The organism is Sphingomonas ginsengisoli An et al. 2013 (assembly GCF_009363895.1).
Taxonomy (GTDB): Bacteria; Pseudomonadota; Alphaproteobacteria; order Sphingomonadales; family Sphingomonadaceae; genus Sphingomicrobium; species Sphingomicrobium ginsengisoli.
The window spans coordinates 2,905,845-2,927,713 of record NZ_CP045434.1; the positions used below are offsets into that span (position 1 = coordinate 2,905,845).

General features: G+C 69.1%; 24 protein-coding genes. 17 read left to right on the top strand and 7 right to left on the bottom strand.

What is annotated here, in order from left to right:
- Positions 1 to 21 precede the first annotated feature (21 nt).
- From GCU42_RS15585 to tatC, 3 genes are read left to right on the top strand one after another with little or no spacing between them, the layout of a single operon-like run.
- Positions 22 to 315 carry a twin-arginine translocase TatA/TatE family subunit gene (locus tag GCU42_RS15585; RefSeq protein WP_114228682.1) on the top strand — a complete coding sequence of 98 codons (294 nt, stop codon included), beginning with the start codon at positions 22 to 24 and terminating at the stop codon, positions 313 to 315.
- 18 nt (positions 316 to 333) lie between these two features.
- The gene (locus GCU42_RS14180) at positions 334 to 747 is read left to right on the top strand and encodes a Sec-independent protein translocase subunit TatA/TatB (protein ID WP_114228683.1); all 414 of its coding nucleotides are present in this window, start codon (positions 334 to 336) and stop codon (positions 745 to 747) included.
- Positions 744 to 1,514 (top strand): twin-arginine translocase subunit TatC, encoded by a 771-nt coding sequence (gene tatC, locus GCU42_RS14185; RefSeq protein ID WP_114228684.1) that lies wholly within the window; start codon positions 744 to 746, stop codon positions 1,512 to 1,514. Before GCU42_RS14180 ends, tatC begins: the two co-directional genes overlap by 4 nt.
- Positions 1,515 to 1,734: 220 nt before the next feature.
- Here the strand turns inward: tatC and GCU42_RS14190 are convergent, their stop codons facing one another.
- Both GCU42_RS14190 and GCU42_RS15170 read right to left on the bottom strand, forming a co-directional pair.
- Positions 1,735 to 3,339 (bottom strand): sensor histidine kinase, encoded by a 1,605-nt coding sequence (locus GCU42_RS14190; protein ID WP_114228685.1) that lies wholly within the window; start codon positions 3,337 to 3,339, stop codon positions 1,735 to 1,737.
- A gap of 27 nt (positions 3,340 to 3,366) precedes the next feature.
- The gene (locus tag GCU42_RS15170) at positions 3,367 to 3,495 is read right to left on the bottom strand and encodes a NepR family anti-sigma factor (protein WP_162789321.1); all 129 of its coding nucleotides are present in this window, start codon (positions 3,493 to 3,495) and stop codon (positions 3,367 to 3,369) included.
- Between the two features lie 321 nt (positions 3,496 to 3,816).
- On the opposite strand from GCU42_RS15170, the gene GCU42_RS14195 reads away from it, so the two are divergent.
- From GCU42_RS14195 to GCU42_RS14200, 3 genes are all read left to right on the top strand, one after another.
- Positions 3,817 to 4,620 carry a response regulator gene (locus GCU42_RS14195; protein ID WP_114228687.1) on the top strand — a complete coding sequence of 268 codons (804 nt, stop codon included), beginning with the start codon at positions 3,817 to 3,819 and terminating at the stop codon, positions 4,618 to 4,620.
- 75 nt (positions 4,621 to 4,695) lie between these two features.
- The gene (locus GCU42_RS15175) at positions 4,696 to 4,839 is read left to right on the top strand and encodes a hypothetical protein (protein ID WP_168713125.1); all 144 of its coding nucleotides are present in this window, start codon (positions 4,696 to 4,698) and stop codon (positions 4,837 to 4,839) included.
- 63 nt (positions 4,840 to 4,902) lie between these two features.
- Complete coding sequence (locus tag GCU42_RS14200; protein ID WP_114228688.1) at positions 4,903 to 5,550, top strand: sigma-70 family RNA polymerase sigma factor; 648 nt, start codon at positions 4,903 to 4,905, stop codon at positions 5,548 to 5,550.
- 89 nt (positions 5,551 to 5,639) lie between these two features.
- On the opposite strand, the gene GCU42_RS15180 is transcribed toward GCU42_RS14200, so the two are convergent.
- On the bottom strand, positions 5,640 to 5,822 hold the full coding sequence (locus GCU42_RS15180; protein ID WP_114228689.1) for a hypothetical protein: 183 nt from the start codon (positions 5,820 to 5,822) through the stop codon (positions 5,640 to 5,642).
- Positions 5,823 to 5,882: 60 nt separating this feature from the next.
- Between GCU42_RS15180 and GCU42_RS14205 the strand changes: the two genes are divergently transcribed.
- From GCU42_RS14205 to GCU42_RS14245, 9 genes are all read left to right on the top strand, one after another.
- Positions 5,883 to 8,585: a bifunctional [glutamine synthetase] adenylyltransferase/[glutamine synthetase]-adenylyl-L-tyrosine phosphorylase gene (locus tag GCU42_RS14205; protein WP_114228690.1), complete on the top strand. Its 2,703-nt coding sequence runs from the start codon at positions 5,883 to 5,885 to the stop codon at positions 8,583 to 8,585.
- Positions 8,582 to 9,037, top strand: a complete 456-nt coding sequence (locus GCU42_RS14210) for a peroxiredoxin (protein ID WP_114228691.1) — start codon at positions 8,582 to 8,584, stop codon at positions 9,035 to 9,037. The genes GCU42_RS14205 and GCU42_RS14210 overlap by 4 nt, the downstream gene beginning before the upstream one ends.
- A gap of 73 nt (positions 9,038 to 9,110) precedes the next feature.
- Positions 9,111 to 9,896, top strand: a complete 786-nt coding sequence (locus tag GCU42_RS14215; protein ID WP_114228692.1) for a succinate dehydrogenase iron-sulfur subunit — start codon at positions 9,111 to 9,113, stop codon at positions 9,894 to 9,896.
- A gap of 58 nt (positions 9,897 to 9,954) precedes the next feature.
- The gene (locus tag GCU42_RS14220; protein WP_114228693.1) at positions 9,955 to 10,638 is read left to right on the top strand and encodes a hypothetical protein; all 684 of its coding nucleotides are present in this window, start codon (positions 9,955 to 9,957) and stop codon (positions 10,636 to 10,638) included.
- Between the two features lie 56 nt (positions 10,639 to 10,694).
- Positions 10,695 to 11,162, top strand: coding sequence for a PaaI family thioesterase (locus GCU42_RS14225; RefSeq protein WP_114228694.1), 468 nt, complete (start codon positions 10,695 to 10,697; stop codon positions 11,160 to 11,162).
- Positions 11,159 to 12,268 carry a cell division protein ZapE gene (gene zapE / locus GCU42_RS14230; RefSeq protein ID WP_114228695.1) on the top strand — a complete coding sequence of 370 codons (1,110 nt, stop codon included), beginning with the start codon at positions 11,159 to 11,161 and terminating at the stop codon, positions 12,266 to 12,268. Before GCU42_RS14225 ends, zapE begins: the two co-directional genes overlap by 4 nt.
- A gap of 54 nt (positions 12,269 to 12,322) precedes the next feature.
- Positions 12,323 to 14,548: a ribonuclease R gene (rnr, locus tag GCU42_RS14235; RefSeq protein WP_114228696.1), complete on the top strand. Its 2,226-nt coding sequence runs from the start codon at positions 12,323 to 12,325 to the stop codon at positions 14,546 to 14,548.
- A gap of 41 nt (positions 14,549 to 14,589) precedes the next feature.
- Entirely contained in the window at positions 14,590 to 15,438 is an 849-nt protein-coding gene (locus GCU42_RS14240; protein WP_114228697.1) for a c-type cytochrome, read from the top strand.
- 20 nt (positions 15,439 to 15,458) lie between these two features.
- Entirely contained in the window at positions 15,459 to 15,797 is a 339-nt protein-coding gene (locus GCU42_RS14245; RefSeq protein WP_114228698.1) for a hypothetical protein, read from the top strand.
- Here GCU42_RS14245 and rsmD read toward each other — a convergent pair.
- Positions 15,794 to 16,330 (bottom strand): 16S rRNA (guanine(966)-N(2))-methyltransferase RsmD, encoded by a 537-nt coding sequence (rsmD, locus tag GCU42_RS14250; RefSeq protein ID WP_114228699.1) that lies wholly within the window; start codon positions 16,328 to 16,330, stop codon positions 15,794 to 15,796. The two genes, GCU42_RS14245 and rsmD, sit on opposite strands and share 4 nt — an antisense overlap.
- Positions 16,327 to 17,226: a pseudouridine synthase gene (locus tag GCU42_RS14255; RefSeq protein WP_114228700.1), complete on the bottom strand. Its 900-nt coding sequence runs from the start codon at positions 17,224 to 17,226 to the stop codon at positions 16,327 to 16,329. The genes rsmD and GCU42_RS14255 overlap by 4 nt, the downstream gene beginning before the upstream one ends.
- Between GCU42_RS14255 and GCU42_RS14260 the strand changes: the two genes are divergently transcribed.
- Entirely contained in the window at positions 17,183 to 17,665 is a 483-nt protein-coding gene (locus GCU42_RS14260) for a response regulator (protein ID WP_162789323.1), read from the top strand. The genes GCU42_RS14255 and GCU42_RS14260 overlap by 44 nt on opposite strands.
- Here GCU42_RS14260 and GCU42_RS14265 read toward each other — a convergent pair.
- On the bottom strand, positions 17,662 to 18,804 hold the full coding sequence (locus GCU42_RS14265; protein WP_114228702.1) for an aromatic ring-hydroxylating oxygenase subunit alpha: 1,143 nt from the start codon (positions 18,802 to 18,804) through the stop codon (positions 17,662 to 17,664). The two genes, GCU42_RS14260 and GCU42_RS14265, sit on opposite strands and share 4 nt — an antisense overlap.
- A 75-nt stretch (positions 18,805 to 18,879) precedes the next feature.
- Between GCU42_RS14265 and GCU42_RS14270 the strand changes: the two genes are divergently transcribed.
- Complete coding sequence (locus tag GCU42_RS14270; protein ID WP_240309542.1) at positions 18,880 to 20,631, top strand: AmpG family muropeptide MFS transporter; 1,752 nt, start codon at positions 18,880 to 18,882, stop codon at positions 20,629 to 20,631.
- Here the strand turns inward: GCU42_RS14270 and GCU42_RS14275 are convergent.
- Positions 20,628 to 21,869 carry a bifunctional folylpolyglutamate synthase/dihydrofolate synthase gene (locus tag GCU42_RS14275; protein ID WP_114228703.1) on the bottom strand — a complete coding sequence of 414 codons (1,242 nt, stop codon included), beginning with the start codon at positions 21,867 to 21,869 and terminating at the stop codon, positions 20,628 to 20,630. The two genes, GCU42_RS14270 and GCU42_RS14275, sit on opposite strands and share 4 nt — an antisense overlap.

Genomic DNA, 21,869 nt, shown 5'->3' on the forward strand with positions numbered 1-21,869 from the left:
CATATTAGGAGTTCGAAGATCATGGGCGGCTTCAGTTTCTGGCACATCCTCCTGTTGGCGCTGCTGGTGCTGCTGCTGTTCGGCGGCAACCGCTTCTCCGCGATGATGGGCGACGTCGCCAAGGGCCTCAAGAACTTCAAGGCCGGCATGGCCGACGACGAGGACGACCAGCGCGCCCGCTACGAGCAGCAGCAGCGCGACCGCAGCCGATTGGGCAGCCCCGAGCATCCGATCGACGTCACCGCCCATCCGCGCAGCGCCGATCCGGTCGCGCCCCCGCCGCCGCCGCCCCCGGCGCAAGACCCGCGCGTTTAAGCGCCCAAGGCCACGCCGATGTTCGGCGTCGACAGTAGCGAGCTTCTCATCCTCGCCGTCCTGGCGCTGATCTTCATCGGCCCCAAGGAACTGCCTTCGACCATGCGCACCGTCGGTCGCCTGGTGGGGAAGGTCCGCGCGCACGCCCGCCACTTCACCGCGGGCATCGAGAACATCATGCGCGAGGCCGAGCTCGAGGAGATGGAGAAGCGCTGGCGCGAGGAAAACGAGCGGATCATGAAGCAATTCCCGGTCGATCCGCTGGGCCTCACCGCGACCCCGCCCGATCAGCCGACCCCGGTGATGACCTCGCTGCCGCCGCCCGCCGACCCCGCGCCGGCTGCGCCCGTGCCGCCAGTCGCCGAGCCGTCCGCCGATGAGCCGCGGCTGCCGCTCGGCGAACCCGACCATAGCGGCAAGCCGCTCCCGTGAACGACATCGACGACACCAAGCAGCCGCTGCTCGAGCATCTGATCGAGCTTCGCCGCCGGCTGCTGGTCAGCTTCGCGACTTTGGTCGCCGCCTTCTTCATCTGCATGTATTTCGCCAAGCCGATCTTCGCGGTGCTGGTCCAACCGCTGCTGCGGGCCGGGCAGGGCAAGCTCATCTACACCGACATTTTCGAGGCCTTCTTCACAGAGGTGAAGGTCGCCGTCTTCGCCGCGCTGATGCTCTGCTTCCCGGTGTTCGCGACGCAGATCTGGCGGTTCGTGGCGCCGGGCCTCTACGTCAAGGAGAAGAAGGCGTTCCTGCCGTTCCTCCTGATGACGCCCTTCTTCTTCATCGGCGGCGCCTGCTTTGCGTATTTCGTGGCGATGCCGTGGGCCTTGAAATTCCTGCTCGGCTTCGACGGCAATGTCGGCGGCATCCAGCAGGAGGCGCTGCCGGGCGTCGGCAATTACCTGAACTTCGTGACCCGCTTCCTGTTCGGCTTCGGTGTCGCCTTCCTGACCCCGGTGCTGCTGATGATCCTCGAGCGGGCGGGCATCGTCACCCGCGAGCAACTCGCCGCCCGGCGCCGCCACGCGGTGGTGATCTCGGCGGCGGTCGCCGCGGTGCTGACGCCGCCCGACGCGGTGTCGATGCTGCTGCTGCTGGTCCCGCTCTATCTGCTGTTCGAGTTCGCGCTGCTGGCGATCTGGGTCACTCACTGGCGCGCCGCCCGCAAGGCCGCGGCCACGCCGGACGCCGCCGCCTGAGGACGAGCCGCCGTGGCTACGCCATCGCCGCGTGCATCGCTGCTTGCCAACCGTCAGTTCGAATGTCGCGGAGCCCAGACGCAAGTGGGCCCGGAAGCGCTACCGGGGGGGGAGGGTAAGCGGTTCCGGGCCCATGTAAGCGGATAGCGAGAGCGGGGGGGCAAAAGGTCACTATCCGAAGAGTAAAACGACGCTTTTGGAATGGGGTTCCCACCCATTCTCAATTTTTTTGCGCGGCCTCATCTTTTTCTTCCGCCAGATAATCGCGCGGCGGGAAGACGGGGCAGATGACGGTATAGCGGCCCGGCTCGCGCTCGAGCGGCGAGCGGAGCTGCTTGGCCAGCCCGGTGATGATCCGCTCGAACTGCGGCCGCTCCTCGACCCGCGCCGGGTCGAGCATGGTCGCGGCGATCGAATAGCGCGCACTGGTGTCGTCGATCCGCGTCAGCGTCAGCCGCACCGCATCGTCGGGATTGGTCAGCATCGCGCACTCGACCACCTCGGTGGTGAAGAAGGCGAGCGCCACCGCCGAATCCTGCGTCGCATTGAGCGAGTCGAGTTCGAGGTCGATGTTGAAGCGGCGGGCGTGGTCGGGCGCACTGCCGCGCAGGCTCGACGCCAATTCGCTGATCAGCGGCCGCAGCGAAATCCCGCGGCTCTCCTCCAGCTCGGCATAATGGTTGCGGTGGACCACCGCGAGCGCATCGACCCGCCGCCCGATCGAGGCATAGGCCTCGCGCGCGTCGGGGGAGGCGGTCATCCGGCTGTGGATGTTGAGCAGCGAGGCGATCACCTGGAGGTTGTTCTTGACCCGGTGATGGACCTCGCGGACCAGCCGGCGCTGCCCCTCGAGCGCGGCGCCGGTGTGGCCTTCGGACTCCTCGATCCGCGACATCGCCCGGCTGAAGCTGGCGCCGAGCTCGCGGATTTCGGTCGCCGAGCCCAGCCGCGGCAGGATCAGCGGTCCGCTGCCCGGCTCGTAGCGGGCAATCGCGCGCTGCATACGGCTGAGCGGGCGGATCAGGAAGCGGCTGACCATCAGCCAGCTAAGCAAGGTGGCGAGGATCCACATTAACAGCGGCAGCAGGATCACCCCGCGCTCGCCCGCGGTGATCCGCCGGACATAGGCCGCGGTGTGGACGGTCAGCTGGTCGCCGGCGAGCGGCCAGTCGCGGTCGATTAGCTGGAGGTCGGCCTCGCGCGCCGGCAGCGCCGAGGGTGGCTCGGTCGAGGCGTCCGCATCGTCGATCAGCGTGGCGGTGGCCCGCCCGTCGGTCAGCGTCAGCCGGCGCAGGATGTCGGTGGCGTTTAGCGCGGCGTCGCGCAATTCCTCGCGCGACAGGGCGCCGGTGCCGATCCCGCCGGGCACGCCGACGCGATAATAAAGCACGTTGCCGGTCGGCGAGAGCCACAGCCGGACCCGCCCCGGTTCGATCAGCACCCCGTCGTCCTGCGGCTGGATCGTGCCCACCGTGCACAGCAATTGCCCGCTCGAATCCTGCAGCGCGAAGCTGCGGGCGACGCCGGGCGACACGCTCAGCGACCGCTGCGCGAGCCCGCAGGCGTCCTCGCCCGGGGTCCTGAGCGCTGCGGTGGTGGCGATCCTCAAGGCGAGCACGTTACGCGCGAGCAGGCTCTCGACCGCCCGGCTCGCGCCGCGGCTGCGCGCCTCGGTGGCGGCGATCAGCGCCTGGTTGGCGCGGTTGATGCTGGTGGTCGCCGCCCACGCCAGGACAAGCCCGAGCGGAAGGATGGCGGCGGACAGGATGATGAGCAGCTTGCCCGGGGTAGGCAAGCGGCGGAACCAGCCAATGAGCGCGGTCATTTCGTTAGGCCGCGGCGATGGGGCAAATCAGCTGAGCTTGCCGAGCAGGTCCATGAAGTCGTTGGGGACTTCCTCGCGAAGCGTGTTGTCGTAGACGGTCTTGAGCGCACGACCGACAGCCCCAGGCGGATCGGCGCGACGACGCTTCTTGGCCATCTCGTTCCGCTCCTCGGTTGGACGGCGGTTGTCCGCATCGTTGTTCGCACTCAACCTTTCGTCCCCCGTAACGCCGTCACTGGTGTGGCGCGCATTGCTTTCTGCCTCGTCTGGAAAGCGCAGCGAAAGCTCGGCCGCCCCCCTAGAAGTCTGGCAGCCGACTCGTCAACGAGATGCGACTAACCCCGCCACGGAAACCAAATCGAATGCGGTTTGTTCCGGCGCTATTGCAAGATTTTTGCGCTGCGCCCGTAGGGTTGCAGTTTGCGGTTGCGGCTTCCAATAGGGGGCCAAATTTCGATCATGGAGAGATCACACCATATGTCGCTGGGCCAGGAACTCGCTCCGCATCTGCCTTTCCTGCGCCGGTATGCCCGCGCGCTGACCGGCAGCCAGACCCATGGCGACGCCTTCGTGCGCGCCACGCTGGAGGCGATCGTTGCCGCGCCCGAGAGTTTCCCGCGCGACGTCGAGCCGCGGCTCGGCCTCTACCGGACCTTCCACGCCATCTGGTCGACCGCCAACATCGAGGAAGGCGAGGACGGCTTCGCCGGCGACCTCGGCAATGCCGAGAGCATCGCCCAGGCCCGCCTGTCGCGGGTCACTCCGCTGTCGCGCCAGGCGCTGCTGCTGACCGCGCTCGAGGGCTTCTCGTCGAGCGACGCCGGCTATCTCATCAACGCCAGCCCGGACGAGGTCGAGAATCTCGTCGCCGAGGCGATGGAGGAAATCGAGCGCCAGACCCACGCCGACGTCCTCATCATCGAGGATGAGCCGATCATCGCGATGGATATCGAGACCATCGTCCGCGACCTCGGCCACAACGTCACCGGCGTGGCGGTCACTCGCGACGAGGCGGTGGCGCAGGCCCGTGCCCATCCGCCGGGCCTGGTGCTCGCCGACATCCAGCTCGCCGACGATTCGAGCGGGATCGACGCCGTTCGCGACATCCTCGCCGAATTCGCGGTGCCGGTGATCTTCATCACCGCTTTCCCCGAGCGGCTGCTGACCGGCACCCGCCCCGAGCCGACCTTCCTCATCACCAAGCCGTTCCAGCGCGCCACGGTGAAGGCGGCGATCGCCCAGGCGTTGTTCTTCGACGCGGCGACCGTTCCGGCGGGTTAATCCCCGCCGCGAGGGAACTCCGGTTCCCACCGTTGCGTTGGCTTATCGAATACGCATCGTCGGGGAAGTTTCGTCATGGAAGAAGAGCGGCCGGAGCATCTCACCGGAACCGAGGCGCGTGCCGGCACCACGCCGCACGTCGCGCGGGTCGCGCTGTTCGGCGGCCTGGGTCTGGTAATCCTGATCTTCATCATCATCTTGTGGGTCTACGGCCGCTAGGGCCGCGCGACTTTTTCGGCTAAGCCCGATGCGTACAACGCCGCCGGCGGCGAGTGGGGGAATTTGAGCGCTCACGACGATATCGACGAGGACGAGGTGGACGAAGCTCCCAAGCCGGAGCCGATTCCGCTTTCCGATCCCGAGTTCAAGGACCAGCTCGCGCAGGTCATTCCGCACCTGCGCGCGTTCGGCCGGTCGCTGTCGGGCAGCCGCGATCTCGCCGACGACCTCGTCCAGGAAACGCTGCTTAAGGCGTGGGCCGCGCGCAAGCGCTTCCAGGCCGGCACCAACATGCGCGCGTGGACCTTCATCATCCTGCGCAACCTGTTCCTGAGCCAGATGCGCCGCGCCCGCTTCAAGGGCGAGTGGGACGAATTGACCGCCTCAAAGCTGCTCGCCGCGCCGGCCAGCCAGGACCGTCACGTCGAGCTGGGTGACATGCAGCGCGCGCTGATGCACTTGCCCCAGCCGCAGCGCGAGGCGCTGATCCTGGTCGGTGCGGGCGGCTTCGCTTACGAAGAAGCGGCTGAGATTTGCGGCTGCGCGGTCGGCACGATCAAGAGCCGGGTCGCGCGCGGCCGCGTCGCGCTCGAGCAATTGCTGTCGGGGGGCAAGCTGCCCAGCCGGCGCCAGCACAAGACCGACCCCAACGTCTCGGCGCTGTCGCAGATCATGGGCGAAGTCGACGAGCTCGCGCGCGACCGCGAATAGGTCCGCGCGTCAGTTCGCCTTGGCGGCCCGTCCGGGCACCGCTATCGCCACTGGAATGTCCGGGTTTCGCTGTGTCGACCCCGTCGCCCCTAGCCGAGGCGTGCGAGGAGGTCCTCGAACTGGCGCTCGTCGCCGTTCGACGCCTGAGCGAACGCGCGCCGCAAAGCGGCGGTCACTCCGGCATGTGCGGGCGGGAGCTCGACACGAATGATCCGACGATCCATGTTGCTCTCACGTAAGCCCGACGCCTTCTTGGCTGTCTCGGAAATCATTTGCCCATTCAACGCCGTAGGACGCCCGAGGTTGCGTCAAGCGAGCTATTGGATGAACCGATGAGCGGCGAGATCACGGCGCCGTTGCGCATCCGCGACACCGCGCTCGAGCGGGCGCGGACCCATTCACCCTTCCTCGGCGAGGCGATCGTCCGCTGCCCCGACGTGGTCGAAAGCTTCCGCGCCAATGGTGCCGCCGCGGCGGTCGACACCGCCCTCGCGGTGGCCGGCGACGCGCCGTTGGGCGAGCGCCTGCGCCGCCAGCGGCTGCGGCTCGCGCTGGCCACCGCGCTCGGCGACCTGTCGGAAGAATTCTCGCTCGAGGCGGTCACCGCGGCCCTGTCCGACTTCGCCGACGGCGCGATCGACGCCGCCCTTCGCCAGGCGGTCGCCGAGCGGATGGGCGCCGACATTCCCTTCGTCGGATTGACGGTGCTCGCACTCGGCAAGCTCGGCAGCCGCGAACTCAACTACAGCTCGGACGTCGACCTCATTCTGCTGTTCGACCCCGAGACCTTGCCCCGCCGCGGGCGCGACGACCCGAGCGAGGCCGCGGTCCGCTACGGCCGCCGCCTGATCGAGTTGCTCCAGCGCCGCGACGAGCATGGCTATGTCGTCCGCGTCGACCTCCGCCTGCGGCCCTCGCCCGAAGTCACCCCGATCGCGCTGTCGATCGGCGCCGCCATCTCTTACTATGAAAGCTCGGCGTTGCCGTGGGAGCGCGCCGCCTTCATCCGCGCCCGCGCCTGCGCCGGCGACCGCGCGCTCGGCGAGAGCTTCCTCGCCGCGATCCAGCCGTTCGTCTGGCGGCGCAGCCTCGACTTCGGCGTGGTCGACGAGATCCGCGCCATCTCGACCCGCATCCGCGACCATTACAGCCAGGGCCAGCAGCTCGGCCCCGGCTATGACCTGAAGCGCGGCCGCGGCGGCATCCGCGAGGTCGAATTCTTCGCCCAGATCCAGCAATTGATCCACGCCGGGCGCGAACCCGCACTGCGCACCCCGGCGACGCTCGAGGCGCTGGCGGCGTTAAGCGCGGCGGGCAAGCTCGACCCCGCCGACGCCGAAGCGCTCGCCGCCGCCTATCGCGCGCTGCGCACCGCCGAGCACCGGGTCCAGATGATCGCCGACGCGCAGACCCACCTGCTGCCCGCTTCCGGAGAAGCGCTTGATCGCGTAGCGGCGCTCCACGGCCTTGCCGACGGCGCCGCGCTGATCGCCTGGCTCGCCCCTCACGTCACCGCCACCGAGCGCCTGTTCGGCGCGCTCGCCGACGATCGCGGCGGGCGGCTCAGCAACGACCCGCAAATGCTCACCGACGAGCTGGCGCGGATGGGCTTTCCCGATCCGCATCTGCCCGCCCGGCACGTCGCCGACTGGCGCTCGGGCAAGGCGCGCTCGCTGCGCTCGGCCACCGCGCGCGAAGCATTCGAGGCGATGCTCCCCGCGCTGCTCGAAGCGATCGCGCAAGGGCCCGACCCGGCGGCGGCGCTCAACCGCCTCGCCGACCTCGTCGAGCGGCTGTCGAGCGGGGTCAATCTCTACCGCCTGATCGCTGCCCAACCCGAGCTCGGCGCCCTGCTCGCGACCATTCTCAGCCACGCCCCCGCGCTCGCCGCGCAGCTCGGCCGCCGCCCCGAATTGCTCGACGGGCTGCTCGACGCCTCGAGCTTTGGCGTGCCCCCTTCGGCCGCCGAGTTCGCAGAACGGCTCGCGGCCGCGGTCGCCGGCCTCCCGTACGACGCCGCGCTCGACCGCGCCCGCGCGGTGGTCGGCGAGCGCCGCTTCGGGCTCGGAGTGCAACTGGTCAGCGGCCACCGCGACCCGATCGCCATTGCTGAAGGCTATAGCGACGTCGCCGAAGGGACGGTGATCGCGCTCGCCGCGCTCGCCCAGGCCGATTTCGAAGCGAGCCACGGCTCCATGCCGGGCGGTGAGCTGGTCGTCCTCGCGCTCGGGCGGCTCGGCGGCCGCGCGCTGACCCACGCCTCCGACCTCGATCTCATCTTCGTCTACGACGCCCCCGACGGCGCGCAGAGCGAGCATGCCAAGCCGCTCACCGCCGCCGACTATTACAACCGCCTCGCCCGCCGAGTGGTGGCGGCGTTGAGCGTCCCGACCGCCGCCGGCCCGCTCTACGAGGTCGACACCAGGCTGCGTCCGCAGGGCGAGCAGGGGATGCTCGCGGTCAGTCTCGCCGGCTTCACTTCCTATCAGCGCAGCGAAGCGTGGACGTGGGAGCATATGGCGCTGTGCCGCGCCCGCCCGCTGACCGGCCCGGAGCCCGCCCAGCAGCGCCTCCGCCAGGCGATCACCGCCGTGCTCTCGGGGCCGCGCGACCCCGCCAAGGTGCGTGCCGACGCGGCGGTGATGCGGGCCGACATGGCGCGGCACAAGCCGCCGTGGGGACCGCTCGACGTGAAGCTCGGCGACGGCGGGCTGGTCGACCTCGAATTCGCGGTCCACACGCTCCAGCTCTCGAGCGGGCTCGGCCTCGACCCCCGGCTCGAGGTGGCGATCGCCGCGCTGGGTGAGGCCGGCCTGCTCGACGCTGCAGCGGTCGACGCCGACCTCCGCCTGCTGTCGCGGATCCTCGTCTGCCTGCGGCTGCTCGCCCCCGGCCAGGTCAAGCTGACCCCGCCGACCGAAGTGCTGCTCGCCCGGCTGTGCGGGCAGGCCGACTGGGACGCGCTGGTTGCGGCGATGACCGCGGCACGGCAGAGGATCGCGGCATTATGGACCAGGGTGAGGGACGGAGCATGATCGACGAAGGACAGCAGGCGCCCGCGCTGACGGTGACGACAACCGACGGCCACGCCATCGACCTCGCCGCGCCGGGGCATCCGGTCGTGCTCTATTTCTACCCCAAGGACGACACCTCGGGCTGCACCCGGGAAGCGCAGGACTTCACCGGTCTCGCCGAGGACTTTGCCGCCGCCGGTGCCCGCGTCATCGGCGTCTCGCGCGACAGCGAGAAGAGCCACGAGAAGTTCATCGGCAAATACGACCTCAAGGTCCCCCTCGCGACCGACGATGGCGCGCTCAGCGAGGCGTTCGGCACCTGGGTCGAGAAGTCGATGTACGGCCGCAAATATATGGGGATGGAGCGCGCGACCTTCCTGATCGGCGCCGACGGCAAGGTCCTCAAGGCCTGGCGCAAGGTCAAGGTGCCGGGCCACGCCGCGGCGGTGCTCGCGGCCTTACCGCGCGGCTGAACCCTGGCCCCGCGGCGGGCTTTTCAACCGCGCCTCGCGGGCCTAAGCCGCGCCCCAAGCACAAGAGGATTTCATGGCCGAGTTCACGCTTCCGAAGAACAGCGTCATTTCCAAGAAGGGCAAGCGCTATCCCGCACCCAGCGGCGCCAAGCGCACCAAGGCGTTCAAGGTCTATCGCTACGATCCCGACAGCGGCCAGAACCCGCGCTACGACACCTATGAGCTCGACCTCGACGAGACCGGGCCAATGGTCCTCGACGCCCTCCTCAAGATCAAGAATGAGGTCGACCCGACGCTGACCTTCCGCCGCTCGTGCCGCGAAGGCATTTGCGGCAGCTGCTCGATGAACATTGCTGGCTCGAACGGCCTCGCCTGCACCACCGCGATCGAGGATGTGAAGGGCGAGGTTCGCATCACCCCGCTGCCGCATTGCGACGTGGTCAAGGATCTCGTCCCCGACTTCACCCACCTTTACGCCCAATATGCCTCGATCGAGCCGTGGCTGAAGTCGGCCTCGCCCGACCCCAGCGGCAAGGAGCGGCTGCAGAGCCCCGAGGACCGCGAGAAACTGAACGGCCTCTACGAGTGCATCCTGTGCTTCTGCTGCTCGACCAGCTGCCCGAGCTACTGGTGGAACGGCGACCGCTTCCTCGGCCCCGCGATCCTGCTCCAGGCCTATCGCTGGCTCGCCGACAGCCGCGACGAGATGACGGGCGAGCGCCTCGACCAGCTCGAGGACCCGTTCCGCCTCTATCGCTGCCACACGATCATGAACTGCGCCAACGTCTGCCCGAAGGGGCTGAACCCGGCCAAGGCGATCGCCGAGACCAAGAAGCTGGTCGCCGAACGCGCGGCGTAAACGGCGGATTGCCCTGCTTCCCTGCCACGCTAAGATCGCGCGGGTGGGGGACTGAGGCATGCGGTGGCGCGTCCGGCCGGTTCATGGCTGGCCTGAATTCCTGACCGAACTGGCGATCGTCGTGTTCGGCGTGCTGATCGCACTCGGCGCCCAGCAATTGGTCGACGACTGGCACGGCCGCCGCGACGTCGCCGACCTGCGCACCGCGGTCGACGCCGAAGTCGCCGAAAATCTCGCAGGTTACCGGCGCCGCATCGGCGAGAGCCCCTGTCTCAACCGCAAGCTCGATCAGCTTGATCGCTGGCAACAGGCGTGGCGCGGCGGGGCGGGGCCGGCTGCCAGCGGAACCATCGGGCGGCCACGTCCACCCAACAACCGAACCAGCGTCTGGCGGACCGGAGCGACCGGCATCGCCGGGCAGATGCCGCTCGATCAACGGCTGACCTATGGCGATATCTACGATGCACTCGACGCCTATGACAGCCTGCGCACGCGCGAAAACGCGGTCTGGTTTCAGTTCTTCGCCTTCGACGGCGCCCAGCGACTGTCGCCGCCCGAGGTCAATCAACTGCGCGGGCTGATCCTCTCGGCGCGCTCGATCGATCAGGCACTGCAAAGCAATTACGAACAGATTGTCGGCGAGGCCGCGGGCATCGGCATTCGCCCCAGGCCCGTCGATCCGGTCATCGAGGCGCGCGTGCTCGCGCTGACCGGGCTGTGCGAGCCGCTGGCGACCGGCTGAGGACACTCTCCTCAGCGCATGTTGCACCTGCTCACGACGACGATTAACCCCACTCCATGGACGCCCCCGAAGATCTGCCCAACCGCCCCTCGGGCGCGCGTGAGGACCCCGAGCATCCCGGCTGGTACAGCTGGGTCGACCTGCCGCCCGACAGCTTTGCCGCGCAGGTCGGCAAGATGATCTTCCGCCCCGACGGCGAGGGGCGCGCGGTGGTGCGGATGTTCCCCACCGAGAAGCACCTCAATCTCGGCGGCTCGCTCCACGGCGGGATGGTGATGAGCTTTATCGACATGGCGCTGTTCGGCGGCGGGCGCTGCGCCGGCATGGCCCGGGCGCATTACGTGACGCTCGACCTCACCACCCACTTCCTCGCCCGCGGCGAGGTCGGCAAGCCGCTCGACGCGCATGTCGAGCTGATCCGCCAGACCCGCAGCCTCGCCTTCCTTCAGGGCGTTGTCCGCCAGGACGGCCAGCCCTGCTACAGCTTCACCGGCACGCTCAAGAAGTTGCGCGACCGCACATGAGCGGACCCGTCGCGGCCGCGTATCAGGTCCTGCTCGAGGCGCATGAACTTAAGGCCGATCCCGACCAGGCGCGCGCGGTCGCCGCGCTCGACCGGCTGGCGCGCGATCTCGCGGCGCCGCGCGGCGGCCTCTTGAAGCGCCTGCTCGGCCGCGCCGACGCGCCGGTCTGCGGCGTCTACCTCTGGGGTGGGGTCGGGCGCGGCAAGTCGATGCTGATGGACCTGGCGTTCGACCACGTCCCGGTCGCGCCCAAGCGCCGCGTCCACTTCCACGCCTTCATGCTCGACGTCCACCAGCGCCTCCGCCGCGCCCGCGAGGAGACCCCGGGCGACCCGATCCCGCCGGTCGCCGAGAGCCTAGCCGCCGAAGCGAAGCTCCTCTGCTTCGACGAGATGGTGATCAACAACACCGCCGACGCGATGATCCTCTCGCGCCTGTTCACCGCGCTGCTTGGCGAAGGCGTCGCGGTCGTGACCACCTCCAACCGACCCCCGACCGACCTCTACAAGGACGGCCTCAACCGCGAGCTGTTCCTGCCCTTCATCGACCTTATCCAGGCCCGGATGCAAGTGATCGAGATTGACGGCCCGACCGACTATCGGCTCGACCGACTGGGCGGGGTCGAGACCTGGCACGTCCCCAACGGCCCCGCCGCCACCGCAGCTTTGAGCCAAGCCTTCTTCCAACTCACCGACTATCCCGTCGAGGATCGTGCCAAGGTCCCCGCCGAGGAGCTCGACGTCGGCGGCGGCCGCACGCTCCACGTCCCCAAGAGCCTCAAGGGCGTCGCCGTCTTTTCCTTCAAGCGCCTGTGCGGCGAAGCGCGCGGCGCCGCCGACTATCTCGCCGTCGCCCGGCGCTTCCACACCGTGATCCTCGTCGGCATCCCGGTGATGGGCCCCGAGATGCGCAACGAGGCGGCGCGCTTCGTCACGCTGATCGACGAGCTCTACGAGCATAAGGTAAAGCTCCTCGCCGCCGCCGACGCCGAGCCCGAGGGCCTTTACCCGGCGGGCACCGGCGCCTTCGAATTCCAGCGCACCGTCAGCCGCCTCGAGGAGATGCGCTCGGCCGACTATCTGGCGCTGGGGCATGGTATCGACTGACGGCGTGGGGGCCGAGGCTTGCCGCGGTGGCCGCGAACCGCCACCTTCTGCGCAATGCCCCGCAAACCCCTCCCGGCCGGGCTGCCGAGCCGGCAGCAGATCCTCGATTTCATCACCTCGTCCGGCCAGCCCGCGGGCAAGCGCGAGATCGCGCGCGCCTTCGGCCTCCACGGGCATGACAAGATCATGCTCAAGAGCCTGCTCAAGGACATGGCCGACGAGGGGCTGATCGATTCAGCCCCGGGCCGCGCGTTCCACAAGGCGGGCGGAGTGCCCAAGGTCACCGTGCTGCGGATCGTCGCGGTCGACGATGGTGACGTCGCGGTCCCCGACAATTGGCAGGGCGAGGGCCCGCCGCCCCGCCTCCGTGTCCTCCAGCAAGGCCGCCGCTCGGCGCTCGCGCTCAACGACCGTATCCTCGCCCGCACCGAGGAGCGCGGCCGCGGTCATGTCGCGCACCTGATGAAGAAACTGCAGCGCTCGGCCGACCTCATCCTCGGCGTCGTCCACGAGGACGAGGACGGCAAGCGCTGGCTGAAACCCGTCGACAAGCGCGAGCGGCGCGAACTGCCGCTAAGCGACTTGGGCGAAGCCCAGACCGGCGACCTCGTCCTCGCCGAACCCTCGGGCCGTCCGCCGCGGGTCTCGGCGCGGGTCGATGCCGTCCTCGGCGATCCCTTCGCGCCGCGCAGTTTCAGTCTGATCGCGATTCACAAGCACGGCCTGCCGAGCGAGTTTCGCGAAGTGACCGTCGCCGAGGCGCGCCAGGTCTCGACGCTCGAACTTGGCAAATGGCGGACTGATCTCCGCCATTTGCCAATTTTGGCGATCGATCCGGTCGATGCGCGCGACCATGACGACGCCATCTGGGCGAGCGCGCGCGAGGATGGCGGGTGGGACGCGATCGTCGCCATCGCCGACGTCAGCTATTACGTCCGCCCCGGCAGCGCCCTCGACCGCGAGGCCCGCCGCCGCGGCAACAGCGTCTATTTCCCCGACCGCGTGGTGCCGATGCTGCCCCACGAATTGTCGAGCGATATCTGCTCGTTGAAGGAAGGCGCCGACCGCGCCGCGCTCGCCTGCCACCTGGTCGTCGGCGCCGACGGCGCGCTCAAGAGCTGGCGCTTCAGCCGCGCCCTGATCCGCGTCGCCGCCAACCTCGCTTATGAAGACGCCCAAGCGGCGATTGACGGGGCGAGCGACGCCGTCCCCGCCGAGCTGGTCGAGAGCGCCCTCAAGCCGCTCTGGGCCTGCTGGAGTGCGCTGAGATCAGCACGCGAACGGCGCGAGCCGTTGGAGCTCGATCTGCCCGAACGGCAGGTGGTGCTCGACGAGAAGGGGCGGATCGCCTCGGTCGCGGCGCGCGAGCGGCTCGACGCGCACCGGCTGGTCGAGGATTACATGATCGCCGCCAACGTCGCGGCGGCCAAGGCGCTCGAGGCGAAGAAGGCGCCGGTGATGTATCGCGTCCACGAGACCCCGAGCCGCGAAAAGCTGGTCGCGCTCAAGGACTATCTGAAGACCCTCGACGTCGAATTCGCGCTCGGCCAGGTGGTGCGGCCGGCGACCTTCAACCGGGTGATCGAGCGGATCGGCGACAGCGACGCTCGCCCCGAAATCATGGAGCAATTGCTCCGCACCCAGATGCAGGCGCGCTATGCCCCCGACAACCTCGGTCACTTCGGGCTCTCGCTCGGCAGCTACGCGCACTTCACCTCGCCGATCCGTCGCTACGCCGACCTCCTCGTCCACCGCAGCCTGGTCCGCGCCTACAACCTCGGCGAGGGCGCGCTGCCGGCCGAGGATGTCGAGCGCTTCGCCGAGATCGGCGAGCAGATCTCGATGCTCGAGCGGCGCGCGATGGAGGCCGAGCGCGAGACAGTCGACCGCTATGTCGCGGCCTATCTTTCGGACCATGTCGGGCAGCTGATCGACTGCCGGATCACCGGGGTGCAGCCGTTCGGCTTCTTCGCCACAGTCGATGGGCTGGGCGGCGACGGGCTGGTGCCAGCGGCCGAGCTGGGGACCGAATATTTCCGCTACCAGGAGGACGCCCGCCAATTGGTCGGCGAAGAGAGCGGCGAGACCTATCGGGTCGGCCAGCGGCTCCAGCTCCGGCTGACCGATGCAAATCCGGTCAGTGGCGCGCTGCGCTTCGAGCTTGCCGAAGGCAGCTACGCCCGCGGACCGGGGCCGCGCCGCGACCGGGTGCGCCGACCGCCGATGGGACGGCGCGGGCGGCCGGCCAACATCCGTCATCAGGGTCGCAAGAAGCGCTGAACTTCGCTATTCCTGCCTCACGGCAGGGGCAGGGGGGTGTCATGCGTAAGGTAGTGCGGTGGGTCGGTTACGCGCTGGCGGGCCTGCTCGGGCTGGGGATCGTCGGGGCAGCGACGCTCTATGCGGTCTCCGAACACACCATCCACCAGACGCTGAGTGCGCAGCCCGAACCGTTGCTGATGGCGAGTGCCGATGCGGGCCGCGGGTGGCACATCATTCGGACGCGAGGCTGCGGCGGTTGCCATGGCGGCGACCTGCGCGGCGCCAACATGATCGACCAACCGAGCGTCGCTACGCTTTATGCGCCCAACCTGACCTTGCTCGCGGCGACGGCGAGCGACCAGCAGCTGGCGCAGGCGCTGCGCCAGGGGATCGGGCACGACGGGCGTCCGCTCTACATCATGCCCTCGGGCGAAGCCGCGGCACTGACCGACCAGGAATTGTCGGACGTGATCGCTGCCCTTCGCTCGGCGCCGCGCGGCGGGTCGGCAACGCCCGCGCTGGCGCTGGGGCCGCTGGGCCGCATTGGCGTGGCGACCGGCAAGCTCCCGTCGGCGCCGACCGAGATCGTCGATTATCGCGCGCATCCCGCCGCCGACCTAGGCGTGGCCACCGCGGCGGGGCGGCACCTGGCAATGACGACCTGCTCGGGCTGTCACGGCTCCGCGCTGACCGGGCGCGAAGTCGAGCCGGGTATCCAGTCGCCCGACCTGACCATCGTCGGCGCCTACGACGGGCAGCAGTTCGCCCGCCTGATGAAGACCGGGCGGCCGCCCAATGGCCGCAACCTCAAACTGATGAGCGAAACCAGCCGCAAGGCGTTCAGCAACTTCAGCGATGTGGAAGTGCAGCAACTCTTCGCTTATCTCCAGGCGCGAGCCCAACGGTAGGCAGCAAGACGGAGGTTTCGATGGCCAAGGACAAGAAGAGCAAAAAGGCCAAGGAGCCGAAGGGCGGCGTCCGGGTCGCCGTGAGCGTGGACGGTGAGGGCAAGCGCAAGGGGAAGAAGAACAAGGGCGGCGAGCATGGCCTCGAGGCGCTGGCGTCCAAGGTGCTCGATCATCCGCTGGTGAGCGACCTGCTGGCGATCGGGGCGATGGCGGCGGTGGCGGCGATCGCCGAGAGCGGCAAGGCCGATCCGGCCAAGGCCAAGAGCAAGAATGCGGTCAAGGCTGCTGGCAAGGCGGCGGCGGCGGCGATCGGGACCCGGCTGCTCAAGGAAGTGACCGGCGGCGCGAAAAAGGCCTAGGCCGCGCGCCGCAACAAGGTGAGACGGGCGCGGCCGGTGTCGCGCTCGACCATCGTTTCAAACGAGTTTTCGGCGATCGCGTGGCCGCGTGCAGTCTCGATCGCGAGCCAGCCGCCCGGCGCGAGCCAGCCGGCTGCCGCCACTGCCCTCACCACCTTGTCGCCGGCGCCATCGGCGTAGGGCGGGTCGGCGAGGATCAGATCGAAAGCGGGGCGCGGCGGGAGTCGTTCGGCGGAGGTGGCGAGCAATTCGATCGTTGCGCCCAGCGCCGCGGCGTTGCGTTCGATCACCTTGCGGGCGGCGGCGTCGGTCTCGACGAACAGCGCCGAGGCCGCACCGCGCGACAGTGCTTCGAGCCCTAGGGCCCCCGAGCCCGCGTAGAGGTCGGCGACCCGTAGCTCGGCGAAATTGCCGAGCCGGCTGGTCAACATGCTGAACAACGTTTCGCGGATGCGGTCGGCGGTCGGCCGGGTGATTTCGCCCGGCGGTGCAAGCAATGGGCGCCCGCGCCACCGGCCAGCGATGATCCTCATTTGAGTGAGGCGCGGAAGCGGAACAGGTCTTCGCGCTGGACCTCGGCGACCTCGCCGGGTTCGAGCTCGTCGAGCGCGAGCGGGCCGTAGCTGGTGCGGATCAGGCGCGAGACCTGCATCCCGAGCCAGGCGAGGACGCGGCGGACCTCGCGATTTTTGCCCTCGGTCAGCGCGAGCTCGATCCACACGTTGGCGCCGGTGCGGCGCTCCATGTTGGCGTCGATGCTGCCGTAGCGGACGCCCTCGATCTCGACCCCTTCGCTCAGGGATTCGAGCTGTTCCTGGGTGACGTCGCCGAAGGCGCGGGCGCGGTAGCGGCGGACGACGCCGGTCTTGGGCAGCTCGAGCTGGCGCTTCAATTCGCCGTCGTTGGTGAGGAGCAGCAGCCCCTCGGTCATGAAGTCGAGGCGGCCGACGGGCATCACGCGGGGCAGGCCGCGCGGCAGTTTGTCGTAGATGGTCGGGCGGCCCTTGGGGTCGTTGGCGGCGGTGAGGCAGCCGGCGGGCTTGTAGAAGCGCCACAGCCGCGCGCTTTCGGCCGGGCGGACCGGCTTGCCGTCGACGGTGACCCCGGTGAGCGTTTCGAGGATGGTCGCGGGGGTGGTCAGCACCTGTCCGTCGAGCGCGATGCGGCCCTCGGCGATCATCCGCTCGATCTCGCGGCGGGAGGCGATTCCGGCCCGCGCAAGGAGCTTGGCGATGCGCTGCGGGCCGCCGCTGGGCGCGGCTGGCTTGCGGCTGGGCTCGCCCCGTGACGGGCCGCCCTTTTTCTGTGCCCGCTTTTGCGGCACAGGCGCGGCTCTCGTTCGTTCCGGGGGCAAGACCAAGTTCCTTGAAGTTAGGGGTGCCCGGGTGCTGTTCAGCAAGCGCAAGCGGATCGTCAAGCGCATCCTCATCGTCGAGGACGAGCCGCTGGTCGCGTTCGACAATGAAACCATGGTCGCCGACGCCGGCTATACGGTGGTCGCGACGGTCGACGCTTATGCCGACGTGGTCCGCGTTCTCGATACCGAAGCCGAGAAATTGCCGCCGAGTGGCGACGAGGACGAGGACCCGCGCGGGGTCGACCTCATTCTCACCGACATCAGCCTGGCGGGAAAGCGCGACGGTTATGCGGTCGCGCGCGAAGCGAGCAAGCGGGGCATCCCGGTACTGTTCGTCAGCGCGTCCCCGCCCGAAGGCGCCGAGGAAATCGCGCTCGGCTACATGCTCAAGCCCTATCAGGAGCGGACACTGCGCGCCGCGCTGCGCGAGGTCGACAAAAGGCTGGCGGGCGAGCGCACCAAGAAGATCGACGGAATGGTGCTATACGAGGCGGCGGCGAAGCCCGCCTAGTCGACCGCCTCGTCGAGCAGGCGGTGGAAGTCGGCGATGCCCGATTCGAGGGTGCCGAGCGTGACCTGCTGGATTAGCCCCGCCGAAATCCCTTGGTGACAGAGCGCCGCGGCGCGGAAGTCCTCGCCGCCGAAGGTGCCGGCGTCGAGCAGGTCCCAGCTCTTGCGCCAGTGCGCCTCGGCCTCGTTGGTCTGCGGCGCCTCGGGGATGAGCATGACGTCCTCGACCCGGGTCGAGCCGACGCCCTGCGGATAGCAGAGCAGCAGGTTGATGTAGTCGGGCGAGACGATGATCACGCTGTTGGGGAAGAAGTGGTAAGTGAAGGTCGCCGCGCGGCGGATCTGCGTCCAGTCGTCGCGCTCGACCCGCGCCAGATAGTCGGTCCGGCCGACCACCGCCCGCTGGTGCTGGCCGATGCGGTCGGCGACGGTGATCCCGTCGGCGAAGAAAGGCGCGATGGTCGCCGCGTGCAGCCGCTGGACGTGATAGCTTTCGAGGAAGGCGTCGATCACCAGCTTCCAGTTGGCGGCGACTTCATGGGTGCGGCGCTGGTAGAGGTGCAAGCCGGCAAGGCCGAACGCCTCCATGTCGGGGGTGAGGGCCTCGACTCCGCCGAAGTCCGCGTCAGGGTCGCGCGAGAACCAGATGAGGCCGCCGCTTTCACACGCGGCGAAGCGCGCCAGCGGCATTTCCGCCTTGTCGAGGCCGGGGAAGCAGTCGGGACGGGGCACGGCGGCGAGGCGGCCGTCGGCACGATAGGCCCAGGCATGATAGGGGCAGACGATCCGGCTGGCGGGGACCGGCTCGGTCGTCTCGAGCAGGCGCGTGCCTCGATGGCGGCAGACGTTGGCGAGGACGTGGACCTGCCCGTCGCCGTCGCGGCTGACGATCAGCGGGACGCCATAATCGTCGTGGGTGACCGCCATGTTCGGGCGCGGCAGCAGCGCCGACGGGCCGAGCAGCAGCGGCTGGCGGGCGAAGACGATGGCTTGCTCGCGGGTGAAGCGGTCGGGATCGGTATAGAGCGCGGCGGCGAGCTGCTGCACGCCCGAGCCGAGCAGCGCCTCGCCACGCGCGAGCTGGTCGACCAGTTCGCGTTGACCGGCGGTGGGGCGCGACGAACGGAGCGGTGCATCCATCGAAGCGGACAGTGCCCCTGTTGCACCGACCATGCAAGCGGCTAGGGTCGGACCCTGGGCGAAGGGAGAGGTGGATTGGCGAGCGCGGGGACGGCGGACGGCAAGCCGGCACGGCCGAAGGGCTGGCGGCTGCTCAAGGTGGCGTTGTCGACGCGCAAGTCGGCGATCATGCTCGCCTTCGGCTTCTCCTCGGGACTGCCGTTCGCGCTGCTGATTGGGACGCTCAACGCCTGGCTCGGCGACGCCAAGATCAGCCTGGCGACGATCGGCGTGCTGTCGTGGATCGGCCTTACCTACAGCTTCAAATTCCTGTGGTCGCCGCTGGTCGACCGGGTCGAGCTGCCGCTGCTGGCGAGGCTCGGCCGGCGCAAGAGCTGGATCCTGCTCTGCCAGGCGGTGCTGATCGCGAGCTTCTCGCTACTGGCGCTGACCAATCCCGCGACCAACATCGGCTGGTTCGCGATCTTCGCGGTGATCGGCAGCTTCGCCTCAGCGACGCAGGACATTGCGGTCGACGCGTGGCGGATCGACGTCGCCGACGAGGAGGTCCCGGTCGAGCTGCTCTCGGCGATCTATCAGTTCGGCTATCGCATCGCCTCGATCGTCGGCGGCGCGCTGGCGCTGTTCCTGGCGGCGCGGATGAGCTGGGGGCTGGTCTATGCGATCATGGCCGCGCTGGTGCTGGTGGTGCTGATCATCGCCACCCAGGCGCCCGACACCGAGCGGCCGCCCAAGGGCCTGCTCAACGCCCAGCTCGAACAGGCGGGCGAGCTCAACCCGACGGTGCGCGCGGTCGCGCTGGCGATCGTCAGTCTGGCGTGGGCCTGGGCGATCGTCACCATCGGCCATTTCATGACCTCGATGCTGACCGTCGCGCCGGGCGCCAAGCCGCCATCGGTCGCCGACTTCACCAAGAATATCGGGCCGTGGATCATCGCCGCGACGGTGCTGGTGCCGCTGATCGTCGCCGCGACGACCAACTGGTTGCGCGCGCATGGGCGCGGGGTCCAGGTGGAAGCGGGCAGCGCGACCGGCGCCGGCCGCACCGCGCTCAATCACATGTACGGGGCGCTGGTCTCGCCGCTCGCCGAGCTGTCGGGGCGGCTCGGCTGGGGCGTGCTGATCATCATCGGCTTCATCCTGACCTACGCGCTTTGCTACAACATCTGGTCGAGCTTCGCCTTCCCCTTCTACCTCGACTATCTGAAGTACACGAAGGACGAGGTGGCGTTCGCGTCCAAGATCTTCGGCATCATCATGACGATGATCGGGATCAGCCTGGGCGGCTACCTATTCGGGCGGCTGGGCAAGTTCCCGACGGTGCTAATCGGCGCGGCGGTGACCCCGTTCGGCAACCTCGTCTATGCCGACCTCGCCGATGGCGGCCCGGTGATCGACACGGTGGCGCGGGTGACCGGCCTGACCGCGCTCGGCGGCCTGCTCGGCGCCGACGAGCGGATCGTCCGCCTGCTAATGGCGATCAGCTACGAGAATATCGCCACCGGCATCGCGCTGACCGCTTTCGTCGCCTACCTCTCGGGGGTCGTCTCGAAGAAGTTCACCGCGGTCCAATATTCTTTGCTGTCGTCGCTGACCTTCCTGGTCGGCTCGCTCGGGCGTGGCGTCGCGGGCGAGGCGTTCGACAAATATGGCTATGCTCTGGTGTTCCGCTGGACCGCGACGGCGGGGCTGATCGCGGTCGCCTTCGTGCTGCTCGAATGGGCCCGGGTCAGCGCCCGCGAGCGCCGCGAGCGCGCGCTGCAACCCGCCGACGAGGGCGCCAAAGCGACCGAGGCGCTGGGCGAAAGCGGGGAGCCGGCGCGCTAGGTCGGCAGCTCGCCGTTGCGCTCGAGGACCTCGCCGGCGAGGTAAAGCGAACCGGCGATGAGGATCGGGCCGGGCAGGTCCGCCAGCGCTTCAGTGAGGCCTGACGTCGCCCGGCCGGCGTAGCGCGCCGCGAGCGCCTGCGGATCGTGGCAGTCGTGTCCCTCGATCGGGACGAAGGTAAGGTTCAGCGCGTGGCGGGCGAGGAGCGGGACGATCGCGTCGGCCTGCTTGCTGGCGAGGATGCCGAGGACGAGGTGCATCGGTTGGGGCAGGGCATCGGCCAGCGCTTGGGCCGCCGCCGCATTATGCGCGCCGTCGAGCCAGACCTCGCGCCCCGCCGCGAGCGGGCCGCGGGGGTCGAGTTTCTGCATCCGGGCGGGCCAGGTGGCGGTGGCGACCCCTTGGTGGAGCGCGGCGTCTGACACCTCAAGCTGCGCCTGCGCGCGCAGCATCGCTGCCGCCAGACTGGCGTTGCGCTGCTGATGCGGTCCGGGGAGCGAGGGATGCAGGGTCGGGTCGAGGTGCCAGTCGTGACCTTCGACCAGCAACGGCGCACCGACGCGGGCGGCCGTCGCCGCGACCGCCGCGGTGGCGCCGGCGGGATAGTGCTGGACGACGAGCGGCACGCCCGGCTTGGCGATCCCGGCCTTCTCGAAGCCGATGCGGGCGAGTGGCTCGGCCGGCGTGCCGGGTTCGTCGGCGAGGAGAAAGGCCTCGTGGTCGATGCCGAGGCCGGCGATGCCGCAAACCAGTGGCGCCTCGATGACGTTGGTCGCGTCGAGCCGGCCGCCGAGCCCGACCTCGACGATGCAGGCGTCGGCGGGGGTTGTGGCGAAGGCGAGGAAGGCGACCGCGGTGTTCACCTCGAACAGGCTGGCGCTCAGATCCTCATTGGCGTCGAGCGCTTGGACCATCAGCGCGGCGAGCTCGTCGTCCGAGATGAGCGTGCCGGCGATGCGGATGCGCTCGTTGTAGCGGACGAGGTGCGGGCTGGTGAAGGCGTGAACGCGGTGGCCGGCGGCCTCGAGCGCGGCGCGGAGGAAGGCGCAGGTCGAACCCTTGCCGTTCGTTCCAGCGACGTGGAACACCGGCGGAAGCCGGTCCTGCGGGCGACCGAGCCGGTCCAGCAGCGCACGAATGCGGTCGAGGCCGAGCTGGTCGCGGCCGGCATATTGGGTCGCCTGGCGGGCGATCAGCGCCGCCACCCGCGGATCCGCCGAGCGGATCACTTCCTTCAT

What these genes read in the sequence shown, in the direction of transcription:
- zapE (WP_114228695.1), top strand. Translation starts at nt 11,159, where the DNA reads ATGAGCGGACCCGTCGCGGCCGCGTATCAGGTCCTGCTCGAGGCGCAT.
- GCU42_RS14210 (WP_114228691.1), top strand. Translation starts at nt 8,582, where the DNA reads ATGATCGACGAAGGACAGCAGGCGCCCGCGCTGACGGTGACGACAACC.
- GCU42_RS14225 (WP_114228694.1), top strand. Translation starts at nt 10,695, where the DNA reads ATGGACGCCCCCGAAGATCTGCCCAACCGCCCCTCGGGCGCGCGTGAG.
- rnr (WP_114228696.1), top strand. Translation starts at nt 12,323, where the DNA reads ATGCCCCGCAAACCCCTCCCGGCCGGGCTGCCGAGCCGGCAGCAGATC.
- GCU42_RS14180 (WP_114228683.1), top strand. Translation starts at nt 334, where the DNA reads ATGTTCGGCGTCGACAGTAGCGAGCTTCTCATCCTCGCCGTCCTGGCG.
- GCU42_RS14215 (WP_114228692.1), top strand. Translation starts at nt 9,111, where the DNA reads ATGGCCGAGTTCACGCTTCCGAAGAACAGCGTCATTTCCAAGAAGGGC.
- GCU42_RS14220 (WP_114228693.1), top strand. Translation starts at nt 9,955, where the DNA reads ATGCGGTGGCGCGTCCGGCCGGTTCATGGCTGGCCTGAATTCCTGACC.
- GCU42_RS15170 (WP_162789321.1), bottom strand. Translation starts at nt 3,495, where the DNA reads ATGGCCAAGAAGCGTCGTCGCGCCGATCCGCCTGGGGCTGTCGGTCGT.
- rsmD (WP_114228699.1), bottom strand. Translation starts at nt 16,330, where the DNA reads ATGAGGATCATCGCTGGCCGGTGGCGCGGGCGCCCATTGCTTGCACCG.
- GCU42_RS14245 (WP_114228698.1), top strand. Translation starts at nt 15,459, where the DNA reads ATGGCCAAGGACAAGAAGAGCAAAAAGGCCAAGGAGCCGAAGGGCGGC.
- GCU42_RS14265 (WP_114228702.1), bottom strand. Translation starts at nt 18,804, where the DNA reads ATGGATGCACCGCTCCGTTCGTCGCGCCCCACCGCCGGTCAACGCGAA.
- GCU42_RS14275 (WP_114228703.1), bottom strand. Translation starts at nt 21,869, where the DNA reads ATGAAGGAAGTGATCCGCTCGGCGGATCCGCGGGTGGCGGCGCTGATC.
- GCU42_RS14255 (WP_114228700.1), bottom strand. Translation starts at nt 17,226, where the DNA reads ATGAGGATGCGCTTGACGATCCGCTTGCGCTTGCTGAACAGCACCCGG.
- GCU42_RS14190 (WP_114228685.1), bottom strand. Translation starts at nt 3,339, where the DNA reads ATGACCGCGCTCATTGGCTGGTTCCGCCGCTTGCCTACCCCGGGCAAG.
- GCU42_RS15175 (WP_168713125.1), top strand. Translation starts at nt 4,696, where the DNA reads ATGGAAGAAGAGCGGCCGGAGCATCTCACCGGAACCGAGGCGCGTGCC.
- GCU42_RS15180 (WP_114228689.1), bottom strand. Translation starts at nt 5,822, where the DNA reads ATGATTTCCGAGACAGCCAAGAAGGCGTCGGGCTTACGTGAGAGCAAC.
- GCU42_RS14240 (WP_114228697.1), top strand. Translation starts at nt 14,590, where the DNA reads ATGCGTAAGGTAGTGCGGTGGGTCGGTTACGCGCTGGCGGGCCTGCTC.
- GCU42_RS15585 (WP_114228682.1), top strand. Translation starts at nt 22, where the DNA reads ATGGGCGGCTTCAGTTTCTGGCACATCCTCCTGTTGGCGCTGCTGGTG.
- GCU42_RS14205 (WP_114228690.1), top strand. Translation starts at nt 5,883, where the DNA reads ATGAGCGGCGAGATCACGGCGCCGTTGCGCATCCGCGACACCGCGCTC.
- GCU42_RS14195 (WP_114228687.1), top strand. Translation starts at nt 3,817, where the DNA reads ATGTCGCTGGGCCAGGAACTCGCTCCGCATCTGCCTTTCCTGCGCCGG.